This window comes from Streptomyces sp. NBC_00829, assembly GCF_045161795.1.
Classification (GTDB): domain Bacteria; phylum Actinomycetota; class Actinomycetes; order Streptomycetales; family Streptomycetaceae; genus Streptomyces.
On record NZ_CP108867.1, the window covers coordinates 6,458,434 to 6,479,448 of the forward strand.

At 71.3% G+C, this 21,015-nt stretch carries 23 protein-coding genes; 17 read left to right on the top strand and 6 right to left on the bottom strand.

Going from position 1 to position 21,015, the window contains the following annotated elements; genetic code table 11:
- The first annotated feature begins 22 nt into the window (after positions 1-22).
- From OG293_RS28780 to OG293_RS28835, 12 genes are all read left to right on the top strand, one after another.
- Complete coding sequence (locus OG293_RS28780; RefSeq protein WP_406001689.1) at positions 23-2,008, top strand: tetratricopeptide repeat protein; 1,986 nt, start codon at positions 23-25, stop codon at positions 2,006-2,008.
- 183 nt (positions 2,009-2,191) lie between these two features.
- Positions 2,192-3,307: an alanine dehydrogenase gene (ald, locus tag OG293_RS28785; RefSeq protein ID WP_406001690.1), complete on the top strand. Its 1,116-nt coding sequence runs from the start codon at positions 2,192-2,194 to the stop codon at positions 3,305-3,307.
- Positions 3,308-3,687: 380 nt separating this feature from the next.
- Positions 3,688-4,833 (top strand): ParA family protein, encoded by a 1,146-nt coding sequence (locus tag OG293_RS28790; protein WP_406001691.1) that lies wholly within the window; start codon positions 3,688-3,690, stop codon positions 4,831-4,833.
- Entirely contained in the window at positions 4,830-5,426 is a 597-nt protein-coding gene (locus tag OG293_RS28795) for a hypothetical protein (protein ID WP_406003742.1), read from the top strand. The genes OG293_RS28790 and OG293_RS28795 overlap by 4 nt, the downstream gene beginning before the upstream one ends.
- A 48-nt stretch (positions 5,427-5,474) precedes the next feature.
- The gene (locus tag OG293_RS28800; RefSeq protein WP_406001692.1) at positions 5,475-6,809 is read left to right on the top strand and encodes a segregation/condensation protein A; all 1,335 of its coding nucleotides are present in this window, start codon (positions 5,475-5,477) and stop codon (positions 6,807-6,809) included.
- Between the two features lie 32 nt (positions 6,810-6,841).
- The gene (scpB, locus tag OG293_RS28805) at positions 6,842-7,408 is read left to right on the top strand and encodes an SMC-Scp complex subunit ScpB (protein WP_360881515.1); all 567 of its coding nucleotides are present in this window, start codon (positions 6,842-6,844) and stop codon (positions 7,406-7,408) included.
- The gene (locus OG293_RS28810; RefSeq protein WP_406001693.1) at positions 7,408-8,502 is read left to right on the top strand and encodes a pseudouridine synthase; all 1,095 of its coding nucleotides are present in this window, start codon (positions 7,408-7,410) and stop codon (positions 8,500-8,502) included. The genes scpB and OG293_RS28810 overlap by 1 nt, the downstream gene beginning before the upstream one ends.
- 122 nt (positions 8,503-8,624) lie before the next feature.
- Positions 8,625-9,278: a nicotinamide riboside transporter PnuC gene (pnuC, locus tag OG293_RS28815; RefSeq protein WP_406001694.1), complete on the top strand. Its 654-nt coding sequence runs from the start codon at positions 8,625-8,627 to the stop codon at positions 9,276-9,278.
- The gene (locus OG293_RS28820) at positions 9,275-10,396 is read left to right on the top strand and encodes an AAA family ATPase (protein ID WP_406001695.1); all 1,122 of its coding nucleotides are present in this window, start codon (positions 9,275-9,277) and stop codon (positions 10,394-10,396) included. The genes pnuC and OG293_RS28820 overlap by 4 nt, the downstream gene beginning before the upstream one ends.
- Positions 10,393-11,115, top strand: a complete 723-nt coding sequence (locus tag OG293_RS28825; RefSeq protein WP_406001696.1) for an NUDIX hydrolase — start codon at positions 10,393-10,395, stop codon at positions 11,113-11,115. Before OG293_RS28820 ends, OG293_RS28825 begins: the two co-directional genes overlap by 4 nt.
- Complete coding sequence (locus tag OG293_RS28830; RefSeq protein WP_406001697.1) at positions 11,112-12,143, top strand: ADP-ribosylglycohydrolase family protein; 1,032 nt, start codon at positions 11,112-11,114, stop codon at positions 12,141-12,143. The genes OG293_RS28825 and OG293_RS28830 overlap by 4 nt, the downstream gene beginning before the upstream one ends.
- A gap of 3 nt (positions 12,144-12,146) precedes the next feature.
- Positions 12,147-12,917, top strand: coding sequence for a DNA polymerase beta superfamily protein (locus tag OG293_RS28835; RefSeq protein ID WP_406001698.1), 771 nt, complete (start codon positions 12,147-12,149; stop codon positions 12,915-12,917).
- Here OG293_RS28835 and OG293_RS28840 read toward each other — a convergent pair.
- From OG293_RS28840 to OG293_RS28860, 5 genes are all read right to left on the bottom strand, one after another.
- Entirely contained in the window at positions 12,849-13,586 is a 738-nt protein-coding gene (locus OG293_RS28840) for a DNA polymerase beta superfamily protein (protein ID WP_406001699.1), read from the bottom strand. The two genes, OG293_RS28835 and OG293_RS28840, sit on opposite strands and share 69 nt — an antisense overlap.
- A gap of 31 nt (positions 13,587-13,617) precedes the next feature.
- A complete protein-coding gene (locus OG293_RS28845) occupies positions 13,618-14,091 on the bottom strand; it encodes a Rieske (2Fe-2S) protein (RefSeq protein WP_406001700.1) in 474 nt (157 codons plus the stop codon).
- A gap of 10 nt (positions 14,092-14,101) precedes the next feature.
- Positions 14,102-14,707, bottom strand: a complete 606-nt coding sequence (locus OG293_RS28850; protein WP_406001701.1) for a DUF6529 family protein — start codon at positions 14,705-14,707, stop codon at positions 14,102-14,104.
- An 8-nt stretch (positions 14,708-14,715) separates the two neighbouring features.
- The gene (locus tag OG293_RS28855) at positions 14,716-15,393 is read right to left on the bottom strand and encodes a hypothetical protein (protein WP_406001702.1); all 678 of its coding nucleotides are present in this window, start codon (positions 15,391-15,393) and stop codon (positions 14,716-14,718) included.
- 83 nt (positions 15,394-15,476) lie between these two features.
- Positions 15,477-15,809, bottom strand: coding sequence for a DUF952 domain-containing protein (locus OG293_RS28860; RefSeq protein WP_406001703.1), 333 nt, complete (start codon positions 15,807-15,809; stop codon positions 15,477-15,479).
- Between the two features lie 283 nt (positions 15,810-16,092).
- On the opposite strand from OG293_RS28860, the gene aroH reads away from it, so the two are divergent.
- From aroH to der, 5 genes are all read left to right on the top strand, one after another.
- Positions 16,093-16,455: a chorismate mutase gene (aroH, locus tag OG293_RS28865; RefSeq protein ID WP_406001704.1), complete on the top strand. Its 363-nt coding sequence runs from the start codon at positions 16,093-16,095 to the stop codon at positions 16,453-16,455.
- Positions 16,452-17,537, top strand: a complete 1,086-nt coding sequence (locus OG293_RS28870; protein WP_406001705.1) for a prephenate dehydrogenase — start codon at positions 16,452-16,454, stop codon at positions 17,535-17,537. The genes aroH and OG293_RS28870 overlap by 4 nt, the downstream gene beginning before the upstream one ends.
- 146 nt (positions 17,538-17,683) lie before the next feature.
- Positions 17,684-18,367 carry a (d)CMP kinase gene (cmk, locus tag OG293_RS28875; protein WP_406001706.1) on the top strand — a complete coding sequence of 228 codons (684 nt, stop codon included), beginning with the start codon at positions 17,684-17,686 and terminating at the stop codon, positions 18,365-18,367.
- Positions 18,325-19,026: a lysophospholipid acyltransferase family protein gene (locus OG293_RS28880; RefSeq protein WP_406001707.1), complete on the top strand. Its 702-nt coding sequence runs from the start codon at positions 18,325-18,327 to the stop codon at positions 19,024-19,026. The genes cmk and OG293_RS28880 overlap by 43 nt, the downstream gene beginning before the upstream one ends.
- A gap of 93 nt (positions 19,027-19,119) precedes the next feature.
- Complete coding sequence (gene der / locus OG293_RS28885) at positions 19,120-20,580, top strand: ribosome biogenesis GTPase Der (protein WP_406001708.1); 1,461 nt, start codon at positions 19,120-19,122, stop codon at positions 20,578-20,580.
- 75 nt (positions 20,581-20,655) lie between these two features.
- Here der and OG293_RS28890 read toward each other — a convergent pair whose 3' ends face one another.
- A complete protein-coding gene (locus tag OG293_RS28890) occupies positions 20,656-20,949 on the bottom strand; it encodes a hypothetical protein (protein WP_406001709.1) in 294 nt (97 codons plus the stop codon).
- Positions 20,950-21,015: the final 66 nt, after the last annotated feature.

Sequence of the window (21,015 nt, forward strand, 5' to 3'; positions counted from 1 at the left end):
GGACTGGACGGGAGCGTGGCCCGTGGCGGATCAGGCGGTGGACGTGGGCGGCCGGCTCAGTGCGTCCAGGGGTCAGTTCTTCGGCCGTCAGCGGGAGTTGAAGTCCCTGCGCGCCGACATCGAACGGGCCGGTCTGGACACCATCGCCGGCCGCAAGGCCCCCCGCGCCCGGGTGCTCCTGATCGCCGGGCGGCCCGGATCCGGTCGCACCGCACTCGCCCGGGAACTCGCCGTGCGGCTCGGCGACGACTACCCCGACGGGGTACTGCGCACCCGGCTGACCGAACCCGGCGGACACCGGGTCCCGATGGACCGCGCGGCCCGCGAACTCCTCGACGGCCTCGGTATCGCGGCCCCGCCCGGCGCCGACGAGGACGAGCTGACCGGGATGGTCCGCGACGCTCTCGCCGTACGCCGGATGCTGCTGCTCCTCGACGACGCCGGTGACGCGGAACAGGTCGACCCGTTACTGCCGGACAACTCCGAGTGCCTGGTCGTGGCAGTCGCCCAGGGTCCGCTGACCGGCATTCGCGACGTCCGGCCGTGCACGCTCGGCGGGATGGACGCGAAGTCCGCGATCGAGCTGCTCGCCACTTTCACCGGGTCGGTCCGTATCACCGTGGATCCGCAGGCCGCCGAGACCGTCGCCGAGGAGTGCGGTGGGCAGCCCGCCGCCCTGGTGCTGGTCGGCGGCTGGCTCGCGGCCCGGCCCAAGACATCGGTCGCCGACGCCGCCAAGCGGCTGCGGGCGCTGCCGGACGACGGGGAACAGCCCCAGAGCGCGCGGCCCCTGGCCCGGGCTTTTCGGCTGGTGTACGAGTCCCTGCCCCCGTCGGCCGCCCAGATGCTGCGGCTGCTGTCGCTCGCGCCCTGCGGGACCGCCGACGCCCACACCGCGTCCGCGCTGGTCGGCTGCTCTGTCCAGGCCGCCGATTCGACGCTGCACGACCTCGCGGCCCTGGGCTTTCTGCACCCCCGCGACGGCGGCCAGTACGAGGTGCCGGGTGCGCTCTCGCCTCTGATGCGCGCGCTGATGGAGGCGCACGACAGACCGGCCGAGGTGCAGCTGGCCCGGGCCCGGATGCTGGAGCGGACCGTGCGCCGGCTGCAGTCCTGCCGCGCCATCACCGAGCCGAACGGCTCCCCGGCCCGGCTGAAGCTGGCCGGGCTGCCGCGCGCGCTGCGCTTCAGCAATGTGCCTGCTGCCGCCGACTGGCTGCGGGAGCGGCAGCCGGTGCTGCTGGCGTCGGCGCGCCTCGCGGTCGAGGACGGCGATCTGGACACCCTGGCCCGACGGCTGGTGTCCGCGCTGGTCCGGGCGCTGGCCGCGCACCGGGGCACCGAGGCGGCGGCCCCCGAGCTGTACGGCCTGCACCAGCTGGTGCTCTCTGTCGCCGAGCGCCGCGGGCTGCACCGCGAAGAGGCCGCCGCTCTGCTCAATCTCGCCGATCTGGATGCCCGCACCGGCCGTACCGAGGATTCGCTGGCCCGCTACCGGGCGGCACTGGACGCCGGACGGGCCGCGAACGATCCCTACGCCACGGGCCGCGCGATGGAATCCGTAGGCGGCGCGTACCAGGAGCTGGGGGACTGGCAGCGGGCCGCCGACTGGTACGGGCGGGCCCTTGCGCAGCGACAGGCGCGGGAGGAGCGGGCGGACGAGGCACGGCTCCACGGACGGCTGGGCACCGCGTACACCTACGCGGGCCGGTACGGCGATGCGCTGCGCAGCTGGCGCGCAGCGGTGGCCGGCTACCGCAGGATCGGCGATCTCCCGTCCCAGGCTAGAGCGTTGAGCGAGGCGGCACGCGTACAGGAGTACGCGGGCAGGCCCGACGAATCCCTGCGCACGTGCCAGGAGGCGGTGGAGTGGGCGCGGCAGGCCGGGGATGCCCGACTGCAGGCTGCGCTGCAGCTCAGGATGGCGGACGCGCTCGACCGGCTGGGCGATCCGGCGGCGGCCCGGCTGCATCGCGCCGCTGCGGACAGATTGCTGGGAGAGGGGTGACTCAACCTACGAAATCCGCAGTGCTTCGCCAAAAGATTAATGCTTTGTAAGGCTAGACAGCGCGAAGTCCTTCATTAGACTGGCTCCGCCACGTGTTCTCGTGGTGTCTTCCGGTGCGCCGCGCGTATCCGGGTATGTATGGCATTGCCCCCTGTATCCCCTGAGCCAAGGACCGTGATCGACGTGAAGGTCGGTATCCCCCGCGAGGTCAAGAACAACGAGTTCCGGGTGGCCATCACCCCCGCCGGCGTGCACGAGCTGGTGCGCCACGGCCACCAGGTCCTCATCGAGCAGAACGCCGGTGCCGGCTCCTCGATCACGGATGACGAGTTCGTCGCCGCGGGTGCGCAGATCCTGCCCACCGCCGACGAGGTCTGGGCCACCGCCGACCTGCTGCTCAAGGTCAAGGAGCCCATCGCGGAGGAGTACCACCGCCTCCGCAAGGGCCAGACACTCTTCACGTACCTGCACCTCGCCGCCTCCCGCGAGTGCACGGACGCCCTGCTGGAGTCCGGCACCACCGCCATCGCGTACGAGACGGTCGAGAGCGCGAACCGCGCCCTTCCGCTGCTCGCCCCGATGTCCGAGGTCGCGGGCCGGCTGGCCCCGCAGGTCGGCGCCTACCACCTGATGCGCTCGGCCGGCGGCCGTGGCGTTCTGCCCGGCGGCGTCCCGGGCACGCACGCGGGCAAGGCCGTCGTCATCGGCGGCGGTGTCTCCGGCTGGAGCGCCGCCCAGATAGCCGTTGGCATGGGCTTCCACGTCACGCTGCTCGACCGTGACATCAACAAGCTCCGTGAGGCCGACAAGATCTTCGGTACCAAGGTGCAGACGATCGTCTCCAACGCCTACGAGCTCGAGGCCGCCGTCGTCGAGGCCGACCTCGTCATCGGCGCCGTCCTCATCCCGGGCGCCAAGGCCCCGAAGCTGGTCACCAACGAGCTCGTCGCCAAGATGAAGCCAGGAAGTGTACTTGTCGACATTGCAATCGATCAGGGTGGCTGCTTCGAGGACTCGCGTCCGACCACCCACGCCGAGCCGACCTTCAAGGTCCACAACTCGGTCTTCTACTGCGTCGCCAACATGCCGGGCGCGGTGCCGCACACCTCCACCTACGCGCTCACCAACGCGACGCTTCCGTACATCGTGGAGCTCGCGAACCGCGGCTGGGTCGAGGCGCTGCGCCGTGACCCCGCGCTCGCCAAGGGCCTCAACACCCATGACGGCCAAGTCGTTTACCGTGAGGTTGCCGAGGCCCACGGCCTGGAGAGCGTCGAACTGAGCACGTTGATCGGCTGACAGTCAACCCGCGTCGTCAACATCACGCCCCCGGCCGGACCTTGCCGAGCAAGGTCCGGCCGGTCGTGCGTCCGACCGCATGTGCGATGCTCGTTCAAGTCGCCTCGAACGTAACCCTTTAACCGTTTCGCGAACCCTCGAAACCTGAGGGCCGGGTCGCACCGGGAGCGCCGAGCGCCCTTGACAGGAGGGTGTTCGGTTGCCGACACATCGGGCCGGGTCCGGCGGATTGTGTTGCTGCGGAGCGGTGACACGCCATAGAGTCGCCAACCGTCGGCATAGTGCCACGCTGACCTATCGATAAAGTCCTGGTCACGTCCAAGGAGGTAAGACGACTTGTGAATGAGTCGACATTTACTCCCGGGGGTGGTCAACCTGGAATGCCCGCGCGAGGCCAGGTCCCGTCAAGGGAACAGTCCGGGCCCGAGGCTGTCGGCTCCGTTGCTGTCCGCACCTTCGACACGCATCAGCACACGACGCGCATGACGACAGCCCACACGATGAAGATGATGGACGGCCAACACGTGAACGCCATGGCCGGCAACGAGAGTGGCCGAGAGTCCACCCACTTCGCCGCCTACGAGGAAGTCCCCGAGGGGCACTTCTACGACCCCGACGCCGAGTACGAGCCCGATCCCGAGTACGCGGCCACGCTCGCCCCTGACGCAGCCCGTCAGCGCCGCGAGCGGATCGGCCCCACCGGGCGCCCACTGCCGTACTTCCCGATCCCGGGCCCGCTGACCTCCCACGGGCCCGCGAAGATCATCGCGATGTGCAACCAGAAGGGCGGCGTCGGCAAGACGACGTCGACCATCAACCTGGGCGCCGCGCTCGCCGAGTACGGACGGCGGGTGCTCCTCGTCGACTTCGATCCGCAGGGAGCCCTGTCGGTCGGTCTGGGCGTCAACCCCATGGAGCTCGACCTCACCGTCTACAACCTGCTCATGGAGCGGGGCATGTCGGCCGACGAGGTTCTGCTCAAGACGGCCGTGCCCAACATGGACCTGCTGCCGAGCAACATCGATCTCTCGGCCGCGGAAGTGCAGTTGGTGAGCGAGGTCGCGCGGGAGTCGACGCTCCAGCGTGCGCTGAAGCCGCTGATGTCCGACTACGACTACGTCGTGATCGACTGCCAGCCCTCGCTCGGCCTGCTCACGGTCAACGCGCTGACCGCCGCACACAAGGTGATCGTGCCCCTCGAGTGCGAGTTCTTCGCGCTGCGCGGAGTGGCGCTGCTGACCGAGACGATCGAGAAGGTCCAGGAGCGGCTCAATCCCGACCTGGAGCTCGACGGCATCCTCGCCACGATGTACGACTCCCGCACGGTCCACAGCCGCGAGGTGCTGGCGCGGGTGGTCGAGGCGTTCGACGACCACGTCTACCACACGGTCATCGGACGCACCGTCCGTTTCCCGGAGACGACGGTCGCCGGTGAGCCGATCACGACCTACGCGTCGAACTCGGTCGGCGCCGCCGCGTACCGTCAGCTCGCCAGGGAGGTGCTCGCCCGGTGTCACGCCGAGTGAGTCTGCCCGGGGCCGACGAACTGTTCCGTACGACCGGGGGCATGGCACTTCAGGCATCCTCTCCTGCGTCTCAGCGCCGCAAGGCGAACGGTGAGCCCCGGGTGCCGGCACCGGCGGGAGAGAGCGATCCGGTGGGCGAGGGTGCGGCCGAGCCGTCCTCCTCGTCAGCCCCCGCTCCCGCGGCTCCCGCGTCCTCGGAGGAGCACTCCGCGGCGGACGACTCCTCGGCACAGGGGCGAAGCCGTGGGTCGGACGCCGAAGAGGGGCCGGCCGCCACAGCCAAGGGACGGCGTCCGCAGGAGGCCGAGGCCGGCGCATCGGGCGCGCCGCCCGCCGGGCAGGCCCGCCGCCGGGGCGGCCGTGGTGCCAACCGCCGGCCCAGCGGGCGTGAGCGGCACGACGAGAAGATCACGGTCTATGTCTCGGCCGAGGAACTGATGGACCTCGAACACGCGCGGCTGGTGCTGCGCGGTGAGCACGGACTGGCCGTCGACCGCGGGCGGATCGTCCGCGAGGCGGTCGCGGTGGTGCTGGCGGATCTTGAGCAGCGCGGCGACGCGAGCATCCTCGTACGACGCCTGCGCGGGCGCTGACGGTAGCCTGCGCGCTGCCCTGCCTGCTCCTTTTGCCCCTGGACCACGATGCCGCCGACCGATGACGTTCCCCGCTCGCCCCGCCGTTCGCTGGGGCGCGGCCCCGGCACGGACCGGGGTGGTTCGCCTGTGGAGCCGGGGGCACCCGAGGTGGCACGGGCCCAGGGGGATTCCCTGTCCGACCCCCAGGAGGGGCCGGAGGCCGAGCCGGTGGCCGTCCGGGAAGCCACCAGGTCCTCCGGCGCGTCTGAGGCACCCGGACCGCGGAGCGGCCCCGACACGGGCCCCGACACGGGCCCCGACACGGGCCCCGACACGGGCCCCGACACGGGCCCCGACACGGGCCCCGACACGGGCCCCGACACGGGCCGCGGGCCGAGCACGCTGCCCGGACCGGTGGCCCGGGCAGCCGCCGAGCCCCTGGTTCCCGGCGGCGAGGACACAGCTCCGGGCCCGCTTGCCGCGCCCGAGGCGCCCCGGTCGCTGCCCGGCAGCGAGGCGCCCGCCGACACCGCGCCCCCGGCCCCCGAGGCGCCGGGGGCGAAGCCGAGTGCCGCCGACGGTGAGCCGCCCGTCGACGACGGCCGCTTCACGGTGCGGCTCGCCAACTTCGAGGGGCCCTTCGACCTCCTCCTCCAGCTCATCTCCAAGCACAAGCTCGACGTGACCGAGGTGGCACTCTCCAGGGTCACCGACGAGTTCATGGCCCATATCCGCGCCATGGGCGACGACTGGGACCTCGACCAGACGACCGAGTTCCTTGTCGTCGCCGCCACCCTCCTCGACCTCAAGGCCGCCCGGCTGCTGCCCTCCGCCGAGGTGGAGGACGAGGCCGACCTCGCCCTGCTCGAAGCGCGTGATCTGCTTTTCGCGCGGCTGCTCCAGTACCGCGCGTACAAGCAGATCGCCGAGATCTTCAGCGTGCGCCTGGAGAAGGAGGGCAAGCGCTACCCGCGGACCGTCGGCCTCGAACCGCACCACGCCGAGCTGCTGCCCGAGGTCGTCATCAGCATCGGCGCCGAGGGGTTCGCCAAGCTCGCCGTGAAGGCCATGCAGCCCCGGCCCAAACCCCAGGTGTACGTCGACCACATCCATGCCCCGCTCGTATCGGTGCGCGAGCAGGCCGCGGTGGTCGTGGCGCGGCTGCGGGAGTCGGGGCAGGCGAGCTTCCGCGAGCTGGCGGCGGACGCCCCCGACACCCTCACCGTCGTCGCGCGCTTCCTCGCGCTGCTGGAGCTGTACCGGGACAAGGCCGTCGTCCTGGAGCAGGAGGAGGCCCTTGGGGAGCTGACGGTCAAGTGGACCGGCGGCGAGTCCGGTGCCACCGTCACCGACGAATTCGATCAAGAGGTTCACGAGAACCCGGAGGGGGAGACCGCGTGAGTGATCTCAAGCCCGCGCTCGAAGCTGTCCTCATGGTCGTGGACGAGCCGGCCACCGAGGAACATCTCGCCAAGGTGCTCGAGCAGCCGCGCCGGGCCGTGGCCGACGCGCTGCGGGAGCTCGCGGACGAGTACACCGTCCAGGGCCGTGGATTCGAGCTCAGGCTCGTCGCGGGCGGCTGGCGCTTCTACTCACGCGCGGAGCACGCGGACGCCGTGGAGCGCTTCGTCCTGGACGGGCAGCAGGCCCGGCTCACCCAGGCGGCCCTTGAGACGCTCGCGGTCGTCGCGTACCGCCAGCCGGTCAGCCGTTCGCGCGTCTCCGCGGTACGCGGAGTGAACTGCGACGGCGTCATGCGCACCCTCCTCCAGCGCGGTCTGGTCGAGGAGGCGGGCGCGGAACCCGAAACAGGTGCGATCCTGTACAGGACGACGAACTACTTTCTGGAGCGGATGGGCCTGCGAGGCCTGGACGAGCTCCCGGAGCTCGCGCCCTTCCTCCCCGAGGCGGAGGCGATCGAGGCCGAGACGCAAGAGGGTGTGCCGTCGTTCGATCCGGACGCACCGGACACCGACGCAGACGACAAGACGGAATTTTGATGCGAAGCAGCGGCAGGAACAGCGGAAGCGGCAGCCGGGACTCCGGCGGAAACCGGGATTCCCGGGGCGCCGGGGGCAAGGGGCGCGACGACAAGCAGGAGCAGCGCCCCCGTCGGCCCCGGCCCGAGGAGCGCCGCTACGACGTGGGCGGTTCCGCCGAGGAGGGCGGCCCGCGCCGTGGCCGCGGCGCGGCTGCGCGCGGCGGAGCCAAGGGCGGACCGAAGCCCGCGCAGAAGCCGCAGGGCGGCTCCCGGCGCGGCAGCGCTCCTTCGCGGCCCCGCGAGCTGGACGCCAAGATCGAGCAGCGCAACCGGGACAGGTACGCCGGCAAGCCGCAGATCAAGACGCCCAAGACCTTCCCCGGCGCCGAGCAGGAGGGGGAGCGGCTGCAGAAGGTGCTCGCCCGGGCCGGCATGGGCTCGCGCCGCGCCTGCGAGGAGCTGATCGACCAGGCCCGTGTCGAGGTCAACGGCAAGGTCGTCGTCGAGCAGGGTCTGCGTGTCGACCCCGACAAGGACGAGATCAAGGTCGACGGCCTGACCGTCGCGACCCAGTCGCATCTCTTCTTCGCCCTGAACAAGCCGGCCGGTGTCGTCTCCACGATGGAGGACCCGGACGGCCGTCAGTGCCTCGGTGACTACGTCACCAACCGTGAGACGCGTCTCTTCCACGTCGGCCGGCTCGACACCGAGACCGAGGGCATCATCCTGCTCACCAACCACGGCGAGCTGGCCCACCGGCTGACCCACCCCAAGTACGGCGTGAAGAAGACCTATCTCGCCGCCATCCAGGGCCCGCTCCCGCGTGAGCTGGGCAAGCGGCTCAAGGACGGTATCCAGCTCGACGACGGCTATGCCCGCGCCGACCACTTCCGGGTCGTCGAGAACACCGGAAAGAACTACCTCGTCGAGGTCACGCTCCACGAGGGCCGCAAGCACATCGTCCGCCGCATGCTCGCCGAGGCCGGTTTCCCGGTCGACAGGCTCGTACGGACGTCCTTCGGCCCGATCGGCCTGGGCGACCAGAAGTCCGGCTGGCTGCGCCGCCTGACGAACACCGAAGTCGGCATGCTGATGAAGGAAGTCGGACTCTAGGGACTCCAGCCTGTCCTGTCCGTCTCGAAGGAAGCCCGCGGCCCTCAGGCCGCGGGCTTCCCGCATCTTGTGGGACCGGCCTCCCGCACTTTATAGTCAACATGACTATTAAGGAGGCGGGTGTGGGTCTCGCGGACATCCTCGACCCTTTGCGGCAACCGCTGTTCACCGTGCTCGACACCCTGGTGAGCTGGACCGAGTTCCTCGGTTTCGGCAGCGGAGCGCTCTGCGTCTGGCTCGTGGCCCGCCAGCACGTCGCCAACTGGCCGATCGGGATCGCCAACAACGCCTTCTTCGTCCTGCTCTTCACCGAGACGGGCCTGTACGCGGACGCGGGCCTGCAAGTCGTCTTCATCACCCTCGCCGTGTACGGCTGGTGGACCTGGACCCACGGGGGTGGACCAGGGCCCGACAGGCTCCCGGTGCGGCGTACCAGCCGCACCGAGTGGACCTGGCTGCTCGCGGCGGGGGTGATGGGGACGCTTGGCCTGACGCTTCTCCTCGACCGGGCCACCGACTCCGCCGTCCCGTTCTGGGACGCTCTCACCACTGCGCTCTCGCTGATGGCGACCTACGGCCAGTGCCGCAAGCGCGTCGAGTCCTGGTGGCTGTGGATCGCGGCCGACGTGGTCTACATCCCGCTCTACGCCTACAAGGAGCTCTACCTCACCTCGCTGCTGTACGTCGCCTTCATGGCCCTCTGCGTGGTCGGGCTGCGCAACTGGTCGCGTGATCCGGCCTCCGGGCACCGGGAGTTGGCGGCGGTGAGGGCATGACGCGCCATCGGCACGGGCTGGTGCTCGGCAAGTTCTATCCGCCGCACGCGGGGCACCACCATCTCGTACGGACGGCCAAGGACCGCTGCGAGCGGCTGACCGTGCTGGTCTGCGCCTCCTCCGTGGAGTCGATCCCGCTGGCGGAGCGGGTCCGCTGGATGGGGGAGGTCCACCAGGACGTCCGGGTCGTCGGCGCCGTCGACGACATCCCCGTCGACCTCACCGACCCGGCCGTGTGGGACGCGCACATGGAGATCTTCCGGGAGGCCGTCGCGGGCGAGGGCGAAGCCGTCGACGCGGTCTTCACCTCGGAGCCGTACGGCGACGAACTCGCCCGCCGCTTCGGCGCCGAGCACATCTGCGTGGACCCGGAGCGCTCGCTCTTCCCGGTCTCGGGGACCGCCGTCCGCAAAGACCCGGTCGGCTGCTGGGACTACCTGGAGCGGCCGGTGCGGGCCTGGCTGACCCGCCGGGTCGTGGTCCTCGGGGCCGAGTCCACCGGCACGACCACCATGGCCCGCGCGCTCGCCGAGCACTATCAGCGGCGCGGCGGCGTCTGGTCGAGCACCCGCTGGGTGCCCGAGTGCGGCCGGGACTACAGCGTGGAGAAGCTGGCCGCGCTGCGCGAGAGGTGGCCGCAGATCCAGTGGGAGGACGTGGAGTTCACCTCCGGGGAGTTCCCCGTCATCGCCCGGCGCCAGAACCGCAGGGAGAACCGGGCCGCGCGCAACAGCTCACCCGTGCTCTTCTGCGACACGGACTCCTTCGCCACCACCGTCTGGCGCGAGCGGTACCTCGGCGGACGGCATCCGCTCGTGGAGGAGATCGCCGACCGGGTCACCCACCACCTGTGGCTGCTCACCGACCATGAAGGCGTGGACTTCGAGGACGACGGACTGCGGGACGGCGAGGAGCTGCGCCCCTGGATGACCGGGCGCTTCAGGGACGAACTTACCCGTACCGGGCGCAGGTTCATCACCCTCACCGGACCGCACGAGCTGCGGCTCGCCACCGCCGTCGCCGCCGTGGACGCGCTGCTCGACGAGGGCTGGGACCTCGCCGACCCTCTCGCCACGCCCTGCGGGCGTGGGGGGACCCCCATTCCGGAGAAACGATGATGGAGGGCTACGACCCGGGTGCGTTCCCGCCCTTCGCGGTCACCGTCGACCTCGCCGTCTTCACGGTCCGCGAGCAGCGGCTGCACGTCCTGCTGGTCCAGCGCGGCGAGGAGCCCTACCGCGGAGCCTGGGCGCTGCCCGGCGGCTTCGTACGTCCCAGCGAGTCCGCCGAAGAGGCCGCCAGGCGCGAACTGGCCGAGGAGACCGGTCTGTCGCAGCAGACCGTCGCGGACCTCCATCTGGAGCAGCTGCGGACCTACAGCGACCCCGAACGCGACCCCCGGATGCGGGTCGTGTCCGTGGCGTACACCGCGCTCCTCCCGGATCTTCCGGAGCCTCGGGGCGGCGGGGACGCGGCACACGCCCAGTGGGTGCCGCTGTCGGACGCCGCCCCGCTCGCCTTCGACCACGAACGCATCCTCGCCGACGCGCACGACCGCATCGGAGCCAAACTCGAGTACACCTGCCTCGCCACCAGCTTCTGCCCGCGCGAGTTCACCCTCGGCGAGCTCCAGCGGGTGTACGAGACGGTCTGGGACGTCGAACTCGACCGCCCCAACTTCCGGCGGAAAGTCCTCACCACGCCCGGCTTCGTCGAGCAGGTCGAGGGTCCGCCGCGCCGCACCGGCGGCCGCGGGAAACCGGCCGCGCTGTACCGGGCAGGAGCCGCCTCGGCCCTGCACCCTCCACTCCTGCGACCGGAAGGACGGCACCAATGACCGCGACGAGGACGACAAGGACCGTCACCAAGCAAGCGGCGACGGGCTCGCTGATCGGGCTCGCGCTCGGGGACGCACTGGGCTTCCCGACCGAGTTCAACGATGTGCCGCAGATCCTCGCGAAATTCGGGCCGTGGCGGCAGATGGAGCTCGCCAGGCCGGCGATCGTCTCGGACGACACCCAGATGACACTCGCCCTGGCCCGCGGGATCCGCACCGCGATGGACCGCGGGCTGCTCGTCGCCTCCCGGCTCACCCGGCCGGTGCGCGAGGAGTTCGTCCACTGGTACCACTCCCCGGAGAACAACCGGGCCCCCGGCCGCACCTGCCTGGTCGCCTGCCAGAAGCTCGACAGCGACCGGCCCTGGCAGGAGGCCAGCCAGATCGGCTCCAAGGGCTGCGGCGCCAATATGCGGGTCGCGCCCATCGGGCTCGTACCCGGGCTGAGCGAGGAGCAGCGGGCAGGGGCGGCCCAGTTGCAGTCCGCGCTCACCCACGGCCACCCCACCGCGCTGGCCGCGAGCGATCTGACGGCCCGCGCCGTGTACCTGCTGTCGCAGGGCGCGGAACCGATGGGCCTGGTGGAGAAACTGCGCTCGTACGCGTACGAGATGCGCAGCCGCTACTACCACCACTGGCTCGGCAATCTGTGGACCTACTCCCACGACTCCTCGCCCGAGGCGTTCATCTCGCGCGGCTGGGACGAGTGCCTTGGGATCCTTGAGCGGCTCGCGACGGCCCTGCGCACGCCCGACCCCGAGAACGACCCCTGCCTGGCCACCGGCGACGGCTGGATCGCCGAAGAGGCCCTCGCCACCGGCCTGCTGTGCTTCCTGCTCTTCCCCGAGGAGCCGGTGACGGCGCTGCGCAGGGCCGCCTGCACCAAGGGCGACTCGGACTCCATCGCCTGCCTCACGGGCGCGTTCGCCGGTGCGCACCTCGGAGCGGGCGCCTGGCCCAAGGAGTGGTCCGAGCGGATCGAATACCGCAGCGATCTGATGTCGCTGGGGGCGCTCTGGGACTCTTGATCCATGACAGGTTCACTGCATTCGACCGACCCCCTGGCCATGGAGCTCGCTCCGGTCGTCGCCGAACAGCCCGACCCGCTGCTCTTCGCCACCGTCTCGGGAGCGCATCTGTACGGATTCCCCTCCCGTGACTCGGACGTCGATCTGCGCGGGGTCCATCTGCTGCCCGTCGAAGAGCTCCTGGGACTGGGCGAGCCGGACGAGACCAGGTCGCGGATGTGGGACCGCGACGGTGTCGAGATGGACCTCGTCACGCACGACGTACGGAAGTTCGTACGGCTGATGCTGCGGCGCAACGGCTATGTGCTGGAGCAACTGCTGTCCCCGCTGGTGGTGCACACCTCGGACGCGCACGCGGAGCTGACCGCGCTCGCCCCGGGCGTGCTCACCAGCCACCACGCCCACCACTACCGGGGCTTCGCCAACACCCAGTGGCGGCTCTACGAGAAGACCGGGGAGCTGAAGCCGCTGCTGTACACCTTCCGCGCGCTGCTCACCGGCATCCATCTGATGCGCAGCGGCGAGGTTCAGGCCCATCTGCCCACGCTCCTCGGGGAGGTCGACGCACCGGGCGGGCTGCCGGGGCTGATCGCGGCCAAGGCCGACGCCGAACACGGACCCGCCGCCGGAGTCGACCCGGGGCGGGCGCGCGCCGACGTGGACGCGCTGCACGCCGCCCTGGAGGAGGCGCGGCTCGCCACCCCGCTACCCGGCGAGCCCACCGCCTACAACGCCCTGCGCGACTTCGTGGTCCGCGTACGCCTGGAGCGCTGACGCCCGGCGGGTACGGAAGAGGAAGTCCTCGACCCGCGCCAGGTCGGGCTCCGCCGGGAGCGGGGAGCCCGCCACAGCGGCATCCGCCTGGTCGGAGAGGCGGGTCATCCACGCCTCGATCTCCGGCCACGGCACCTCGCCCCGCCTGACCGCCAGCAGCCGCTCGCGCGCCGCACCGACATCGAGCACCAGCTCGCCGGTCCGCAGCAGGTCCCGGCAGCTGCCGAGCAGCCGCAGCAGGTGCATGGCGTGCTTCCAGCGAGGGGCGCCGTGCTGCCGCACGTCCGCGTCCAGCTTCCGGCGCTGGCCCACCGCATAGCGCACAAAGGTCTGATGGGCGGTGCGGGACAGGAACGCCCCGCGCAGGTCCAGCAGTTCCCGACCGGTGTCGTCGATGCGTTCGACGAGAGGCGAGTGCAGGCACTCCAGGACATTGGGGTTGGCGCGAAGGGCCAGCTCGCAGAACCGTTCGAGCTCCCACGAGAACTGCTCCTCGGCCGGGCCGTCCGCGTGGGTCGGCGGCTTGCCGAAGCGCCAGAAGGCCGGTGTGGGGGCGACGAAGACGCCCCGCCGGTCGGTGTCGCTGCCGTCCGTGGCGAGTCCGAAGGCCCGGGAACCCATGACGCAGGAGTAGATCGTGTGGTCGCGCACCAGGTCTTCCGGGGTCATTCCGGAGAGGTTACGCGAGGGCGGGGAGGCCCTACGCCAGCACAATGGTGTCCCCGGACACCGTGATCTGCTTCGGGGGCAGCGGCTTCGGGGCGGGCCCGCCCACGACCTCGGCGCTCTCGATACTGAACCTGCTGCCGTGGCAGGGACAGTCGATGGTGCCGTCGGCGACCTTGTTGACCGTGCAGCCCTGATGGGTGCAGATCGCGGAGAAGGCCTTGAAGTCGCCCGACACCGGCTGGGTCACCACGACCTTCTGGTCCTTGAACACCGTGCCGCCGCCGACCGGGATGTCGGAGGTCTTGGCGAGCTCCTCGCCCGCGGGCTTCCCGGGGCCCTGCGTACCGCTGCCCGATGTGGCGTTCCGCTCGCTGCTCGGCGCGGCCGATGAGGGCTCCTCGGACGCGGCGGAGCCCTGGTCGTCCCCGTACTTGCTGCACCCCGCCGCCAGAGCGGCGGCACCCGCGGCACCCGCCGCCAGCACCGTCCGTCGTCGCGCGTCCATGGCTGTCTCCCTACGTCGTGACCCCGACCGTGCGGAAGAACCACAGCGCCGAAGCCAGCCAGATCACCGTGAGGGCCGTGAAGACCGCTCCGCCGACGACCGGCAGCAGCCAGCCGGGCAGCCTTTCCGCCCGCAGCAGGAGCATCTTGGCGCTGAAAGCTCCGAAGAAGAAGCAACCCACCAGTGAGTGCCACATCACGCGTGAGTCGTACGTCTGATAGCCCAGTGCGTACAGACAGTGGACGGCGACCGGCACGGCCAGCAGGAACGCGATCCGTCCCGACCAGCGGTGCAGCGCGGGGGTCCAGGACACCGCTCTGAGGCCCGGCAGCCGTCCGTACATCGCCAGCGCCGAGACGAGCTGGACGAGGGCGAACGCGAAGGCTCCCGTGGCCAGCCAGGACTTGACGGCCCCGGTACTGCTGAAGCCCGCGAGGTTGAAGGCCGTGCCCGCCGGGTCGTGCACCTTTCCGTACGCCCCGAGGGCCACCGCGACCGCGGCGGCCACGAGCGCGGGGACGAGGAAGCGCCCCGCACCAGGCCGGGACCGACCGCCGGACCCTGCCGGGAACGAGGTGGTGCGGGCGTTGGGGTCGACGGGAGGACCGAAGCTCATGACGCACCTCAGGGGACGACGGGGCGGGCGGTGAGCCGGGTGCCGTCCACCGTGACGACACCGGACGCGGGGTCGATCCGGGGCGCGGCGGCGGGCTTGCCGTCGCGGGTGACGATGCCGACCTGGCGGCCGTCCGGCAGGACGATCCAGCCGCCGTCGATCCTCGCGCCGCGCACCTCTGCGGTCGCGCGGTACAGGCCGGACGGCTTGACCGCCCTGGCAGCGCTGAACTTCCGGGTCCGGTCCTGGATCACGACCGTACCCGCGATCTTCCCGGCCCGCAGGACGCCGTCGAGCCGCGCGCCGTTCGCGCCGGTGAGCCGCAGACTGCCGTCGTCCTCGACATCGCCCTTGAGCCAGGACTCCTGACTGCGGCCGTCGCAGTAGTACCCGATCGCCTTCCGGCCGCGTACGGACACGGAGACGGCGGCTGCGTCGTCGTTGGTGCGGCCCGCGTACTCGGCATCGGCCACCGCGGTGGCCGATGGGCTCGGTGAGGGCGTCTGCGACGGGGTCCGCGCGGGCGTCTGTGACGGTGCCGGGGCGGAAGCGGCCGGCGTGGGCGTCGCGGTGTCCCCGTAGGCGGAGGCCGTGGTGTTCTTCCCCGTCGTGGCGTTGAGCGACAGCATGAAGACGCCCAGCAGCAGACCGGCCAGCAGGGTGAACAGCGGTCCCGATGGCTTCATCGGCGTCCTTCCCCGAGCGGTGGGGCGTGCGCAGACCTCTCATGCAACCGCTCCCGCAGCGCCGCGTCCAGTCGTGCGCTCCCTCACGCCCAGGGCGTGAGCTCCCTGGCGTGCCCGTCCGAGTCCCGGCACACCGCGAACACCGCGGTGACCGCTGTCCGCTCGATCGGCCCGTACACATGGGGGAAGAGCATGTCCTCGGAGCCCTCCCAGCGGACCTCGGCGCCGAGCACGCTCTCGTCGATCTGGAGGACCAGCAGGTCCGGCACGTCCCGGTAGGGGCCGTCGGCGATGGCGAGCGCGGCCGGCCCGTCCGGCGAGCAGTGCACGAAGCCCTCGCCCAAGAGGGAGGCCGGGGCGTACGGACGTTCCATGTCCGCCGTCCATTCGTCCGCGGGAACGACATGAAAGAGCATGCCGTCAGTTGTAACGCAAGGCCGGTCGCCCGGCGGGTCCCCCCAGGTGGCGGCCTACCCCGCTCCGGGGTCACATCGACCGTGTCCGGGGCTCGGGCAGGCATCCGTACAGCCCGTTCGCCCTCATCGGACAGCGACGGTCCGAGGCACCCGCCCCCCGCGTCACGTCGCCCGCGGCCGTCGCCCCTCCCGACGCCCCGTCTCGGAGGGCGGTCGCCGCGCTCGTGTGCCCCGGCGGCTTGACTACGCTGAACGGAGCACTCGCACACTGAAGGAGCATGCCGTGGCGGTACGAGCGGTCCGTGGAGCCGTCCAGCTCGAACGGGACGAGGCCGGACACATGGACGAGCAGGTCAGCGACCTGCTCACCGCCATCCTGGAGCGGAACGGACTCGGCGCTGACGACCTGATCAGCGTCTGGTTCACGGCCACGCCCGATCTCCACAGCGACTTCCCGGCCGCAGCGGCGCGCAAGCTCGGCATCGTCGACGTGCCCCTCATCTGCGCCCAGGAGCTGGACATCGTCGGGGCCATGCCCCGCGTCGTGCGGATACTCGCGCACGTCGAGTGCGATCTGCCCAAGTCGGAGATCGCGCATGTCTACCTCGGTGCCGCGGCCACCCTGCGCAAGGACATCGCCCAGTGAGAACCGCCGTCGTCATCGGAACCGGACTGATCGGTACGTCCGCGGCCCTCGCCCTCGCGGGGCGCGGCGTCGCCGTCCACCTCGCGGACCACGATCCCGAGCGTGCCCGTACCGCCGCCGCGCTCGGGGCGGGGACGGACGAGCCGCCGGAGGGCCGGGTCGACCTCGCGATCGTCGCCGTACCGCCGGCGCACGTCGCCAACGCGCTCGCCGAGGCGATGGGGGCCTCGGTCGCGCGCGGCTACCTCGACGTGGCCAGTGTCAAGGGCGGCCCGCGCCGCGAGCTGGAAGCGCTCGGCGTGGACCTGTCGTCCTACATCGGCACGCACCCCATGTCGGGCAAGGAACGCTCGGGCCCGCTGGCCGCGACGGCGGATCTCTTCGAGGGCCGCCCGTGGGTGCTCACCCCCACCCGCGACACGGACACCGAGGTGCTCAACCTCGCCCTCGAACTGGTCGCCCTGTGCCGGGCCGTCCCCGTCGTCATGGACGCCGACGCCCACGACCGGGCGGTCGCCCTCGTCTCCCACACCCCGCAGCTCATCTCCTCGATGGTCGCGGCGCGTCTGGAGGAGGCGGACGACACGGCCGTACGGCTCTGTGGCCAGGGCATCCGCGACGTCACCCGGATCGCGGCCTCCGACCCCCGGATGTGGGTCGAGATCCTCACCGCGAACCCGGGCCCGGTCGCCGACGTGCTCGCCGGGGTCGCCGCCGACCTCGACGAGACCGTCCAGGCGCTGCGGGCCCTGCAGTCCTCGGACGAGTCCAAGCGCCAGGGGGGTGCGGAGGGCATCGAGGACGTCCTGCGCCGGGGCAATGCGGGCCGTGTCCGGGTCCCGGGCAAGCACGGCGCGGCACCCGCGTCGTACGAGATCGTGGCGGTCCTGATCAGCGACCAGCCCGGCGAGCTGGCCCGGATCTTCGCGGACGCGGGCCGTGCGGGCGTGAACATCGAGGACGTCCGGATCGAGCACGCGACGGGCCAGCAGGCGGGCCTGGTCCAGCTGATGGTCGAGCCGTCGGCGGTGACGGTCCTGACGGCGTCCCTGAGGGAACGGGGCTGGTCGATCCGCCAGTAGCGGGCTGCGGGCGGGGCCGCCGGCGCATGACCCACCGTCCTTCGGACGGGTGCCGCCGTCCGTGTGTAAAAGGCGGCCTCAGCACTCGGTAACCTTGTTGCGGGCCCCCCGGCAATTCCGCCTGCCCTCTCCGCGTACTCAGGAAGGTGTCCGACACCGTGGATTCCGTGATCGTCGCCATCGACGGCCCCTCCGGCACGGGCAAGTCGAGCACCTCCAAGGCTGTCGCCGCCGCCCTGGGGCTCAGCTATCTGGACACCGGCGCCCAGTACCGGGCGATCACCTGGTGGATGATCAGCAACGACGTCGACACCCAGGACCCCGGCGCGATCGCGACCGCCGCCGGCAAGCCCGCCATCGTCTCCGGCACCGACCCGGCCGCGCCCGCCATCACGGTCGACGGCGAGGACGCCTCCGGGCCGATCCGCACGCAGGAGGTCACCGCCAAGGTCAGCGCGGTCAGCGCGGTGCCCGAGGTGCGGACCCGGATCACCGAGCTGCAGCGTTCCATCGCGGCGGCTGCCGAGAAGGGCATCGTCGTCGAGGGGCGCGACATCGGTACCACCGTCCTGCCGGACGCGGATCTGAAGATCTTCCTGACCGCCTCGCCCGAGGCCCGCGCCGCCCGCCGCAGCGGCGAGCTCAAGGGCTCCGACATCGCCACCACCAGGGAAGCCCTGATCAAGCGGGACGCGGCCGACGCCGGCCGCAAGACCTCCCCGCTCGCCAAGGCGGACGACGCGGTCGAGGTGGACACCACCGACCTGACCCTCCAGCAGGTCATCGAATGTGTCGTCACCCTCGTCGAGGAGAAGCGGGCGGCACGGTGAGCGAACCGTCCCAGAAGGGCCTCCCGTCCGAGAAGGGCGCGGCGATCGGGCGGGGCATCGGCATCGGCCTGATGTACGGCCTGTGGAGACCGCGGGTGCTCGGCGCCTGGCGGCTTCCGGCGGCCGGGCCCGTCATCCTCGCCGTGAACCACTCGCACGCACTCGACGGTCCGATGCTGATGGGCACCGCGCCCCGGCCCGTGCACTTCCTGATCAAGAAGGAGGCGTTCGTCGGCCCGCTCGACCCGTTCCTGCTGGGAATCGGTCAGGTGAAGGTGGACCGTACGGGCGCCGACCGCACCGCCATCACCAACGCGCTCGGCGTGCTGGCGAACGGCGGGGTCCTCGGGATCTTTCCGGAGGGCACCCGGGGCGAGGGAGACTTCGCCTCACTGCGCGCGGGCCTCGCGTACTTCGCCGTGCGCTCCGGCGCCCCGATCGTCCCGGTGGCGGTGCTGGGAAGCACCGAGCGCCGCGGACGGTTGATACGGGCACTGCCTCCGCTGCGCAGCCGCGTCGACGTCGTCTTCGGCGACGCCTTCGAGGCGGGCGACGGCAGCGGACGCCGTACGCGCAAGGCGCTGGACGAGGCGACCGTACGCATCCAGGACCGGCTCACCGCCCACCTGGAAAACGCCAAGCGCCTCACCGGGCGCTAGGTAAGACTTGAGTGGTGGATCGTGCGATCGGCCACGCGGCGGAGCCCAGAGTGTCTCCGCACCGATGATGCAACGTAACGAGGTAAGCACTTCATGAACGACCAGATCCACTCCGGCGACGAGCACGGAGCACTTGGCGACGCCGAGTACGCGGAGTTCATGGAGCTCGCCGCGGAAGAGGGCTTCGACATCGAGGACGTCGAGCACGCGATCGGCGACGCCGGTCACGGTCCGCTGCCCGTTCTCGCCGTCGTCGGCCGCCCCAATGTCGGCAAGTCGACCCTGGTGAACCGCATCATCGGCCGCCGTGAGGCAGTCGTCGAGGACAAGCCGGGCGTCACCCGCGACCGTGTCACCTACGAGGCCGAGTGGGCGGGCCGCCGCTTCAAGCTCGTCGACACCGGCGGCTGGGAGCAGGACGTCCTCGGTATCGACGCCTCCGTCGCCGCCCAGGCCGAGTACGCGATCGAGGCCGCCGACGCGGTCGTCTTCGTCGTGGACTCCACGGTCGGCGCGACCGACACCGACGAGGCCGTCGTCAAGCTGCTGCGCCGGGCGGGCAAGCCCGTGGTGCTCTGCGCCAACAAGGTCGACGGACCGAGCGGCGAGGCCGACGCCACCGCCCTCTGGTCGCTCGGTCTCGGCCAGCCGCACCCGGTCTCCTCGCTGCACGGCCGCGGTACGGGCGACATGCTCGACGCCGTCCTGGAGGCCCTTCCCGAGGCCCCGGCCCAGACCTTCGGCAACGCCGTCGGCGGCCCCCGCCGCATCGCCCTGATCGGCCGTCCGAACGTCGGCAAGTCCTCGCTCCTGAACAAGGTGGCCAGGGAGGACCGTGTCGTCGTCAACGAACTGGCGGGCACCACCCGTGACCCGGTCGACGAGCTGATCGAACTCGGCGGCGTCACCTGGAAGTTCGTCGACACGGCCGGCATCCGCCGCCGCGTCCACCTCCAGGAGGGCGCGGACTACTACGCCTCGCTGCGCACCGCCGCCGCCGTCGAGAAGGCGGAGGTCGCGGTCGTCCTGATCGACGCAAGCGAGTCCATCAGCGTCCAGGACCAGCGGATCATCACCATGGCCGTCGAGGCGGGCCGCGCCATGGTCATCGCGTACAACAAGTGGGACACCCTCGACGAGGAGCGCCGCTACTACCTGGAGCGCGAGATCGAGACCGAGCTCGCGCAGGTCGCCTGGGCGCCGCGGGTCAACGTCTCGGCCGTCACCGGCCGTCACATGGAGAAGCTGGTCCCCGCGATCGAGACCGCGATCGCGGGCTGGGAGACGCGTGTCCCCACCGGCCGGCTGAACGCCTTCCTCGGTGAGATCGTCGCCTCGCACCCGCACCCGATCCGTGGCGGCAAGCAGCCCCGCATCCTCTTCGGCACGCAGGCGGGGACCAAGCCGCCACGTTTCGTGCTCTTCGCGTCGGGCTTCCTCGAGCACGGCTACCGCCGCTTCGTCGAGCGTCGGCTGCGTGAGGAGTTCGGCTTCGACGGCACCCCGATCCACATTTCGGTGCGCGTGCGCGAGAAGCGCGGCCGCAAGAAGTGACTGCATGACGTGAGGGAATGACGTGAACGGCGCTGCCCCCGGACCGGTGACCGGTCCGGGGGCAGCGCCGTTGGCTCAGATGCCCCGGCGGGGGGCCGGGGGCAGCGCGGCCGGCACGTGCGTGCCCTGCTGCGGCCTGCCCGGTGTGTACGGCTGCCACCCCGTCCCCGGATGGTGCGGGTGGCTCAGCTGCCCACCGGTTGCCCCGCGGCTGTTGTGCAGCCCCGTGCCGAAGCCCCGGAAGTCGAGATCCTCCTCCCCGCTCCGATCGCCCGGCAGCGCCTTGAACGCCCTGCGGTACTCGGAGTACAGCGCGTCGTAGATCGGCGTGGGCGACGGGTCTGCCATCGCGTCACGCGCGGGGCGCATGGCGGGGATCTGACTCTGATACCGCTGGCGGGAGGGGTCGTATGAGTGCACGTACCTGCAACGACA

Coding starts and splice junctions, on each gene's coding strand:
- OG293_RS28850 (WP_406001701.1), bottom strand. CDS start 14,707: ATGAGCTTCGGTCCTCCCGTCGACCCCAACGCCCGCACCACCTCGTTC.
- OG293_RS28830 (WP_406001697.1), top strand. CDS start 11,112: ATGACCGCGACGAGGACGACAAGGACCGTCACCAAGCAAGCGGCGACG.
- OG293_RS28860 (WP_406001703.1), bottom strand. CDS start 15,809: ATGCTCTTTCATGTCGTTCCCGCGGACGAATGGACGGCGGACATGGAA.
- OG293_RS28880 (WP_406001707.1), top strand. CDS start 18,325: ATGTGTCGTCACCCTCGTCGAGGAGAAGCGGGCGGCACGGTGAGCGAA.
- OG293_RS28855 (WP_406001702.1), bottom strand. CDS start 15,393: ATGAAGCCATCGGGACCGCTGTTCACCCTGCTGGCCGGTCTGCTGCTG.
- OG293_RS28790 (WP_406001691.1), top strand. CDS start 3,688: ATGCCCGCGCGAGGCCAGGTCCCGTCAAGGGAACAGTCCGGGCCCGAG.
- OG293_RS28825 (WP_406001696.1), top strand. CDS start 10,393: ATGATGGAGGGCTACGACCCGGGTGCGTTCCCGCCCTTCGCGGTCACC.
- OG293_RS28845 (WP_406001700.1), bottom strand. CDS start 14,091: ATGGACGCGCGACGACGGACGGTGCTGGCGGCGGGTGCCGCGGGTGCC.
- OG293_RS28835 (WP_406001698.1), top strand. CDS start 12,147: ATGACAGGTTCACTGCATTCGACCGACCCCCTGGCCATGGAGCTCGCT.
- scpB (WP_360881515.1), top strand. CDS start 6,842: ATGGTCGTGGACGAGCCGGCCACCGAGGAACATCTCGCCAAGGTGCTC.
- OG293_RS28840 (WP_406001699.1), bottom strand. CDS start 13,586: ATGACCCCGGAAGACCTGGTGCGCGACCACACGATCTACTCCTGCGTC.
- der (WP_406001708.1), top strand. CDS start 19,120: ATGAACGACCAGATCCACTCCGGCGACGAGCACGGAGCACTTGGCGAC.
- OG293_RS28820 (WP_406001695.1), top strand. CDS start 9,275: ATGACGCGCCATCGGCACGGGCTGGTGCTCGGCAAGTTCTATCCGCCG.
- OG293_RS28810 (WP_406001693.1), top strand. CDS start 7,408: ATGCGAAGCAGCGGCAGGAACAGCGGAAGCGGCAGCCGGGACTCCGGC.
- OG293_RS28890 (WP_406001709.1), bottom strand. CDS start 20,949: ATGCGCCCCGCGCGTGACGCGATGGCAGACCCGTCGCCCACGCCGATC.
- OG293_RS28800 (WP_406001692.1), top strand. CDS start 5,475: ATGCCGCCGACCGATGACGTTCCCCGCTCGCCCCGCCGTTCGCTGGGG.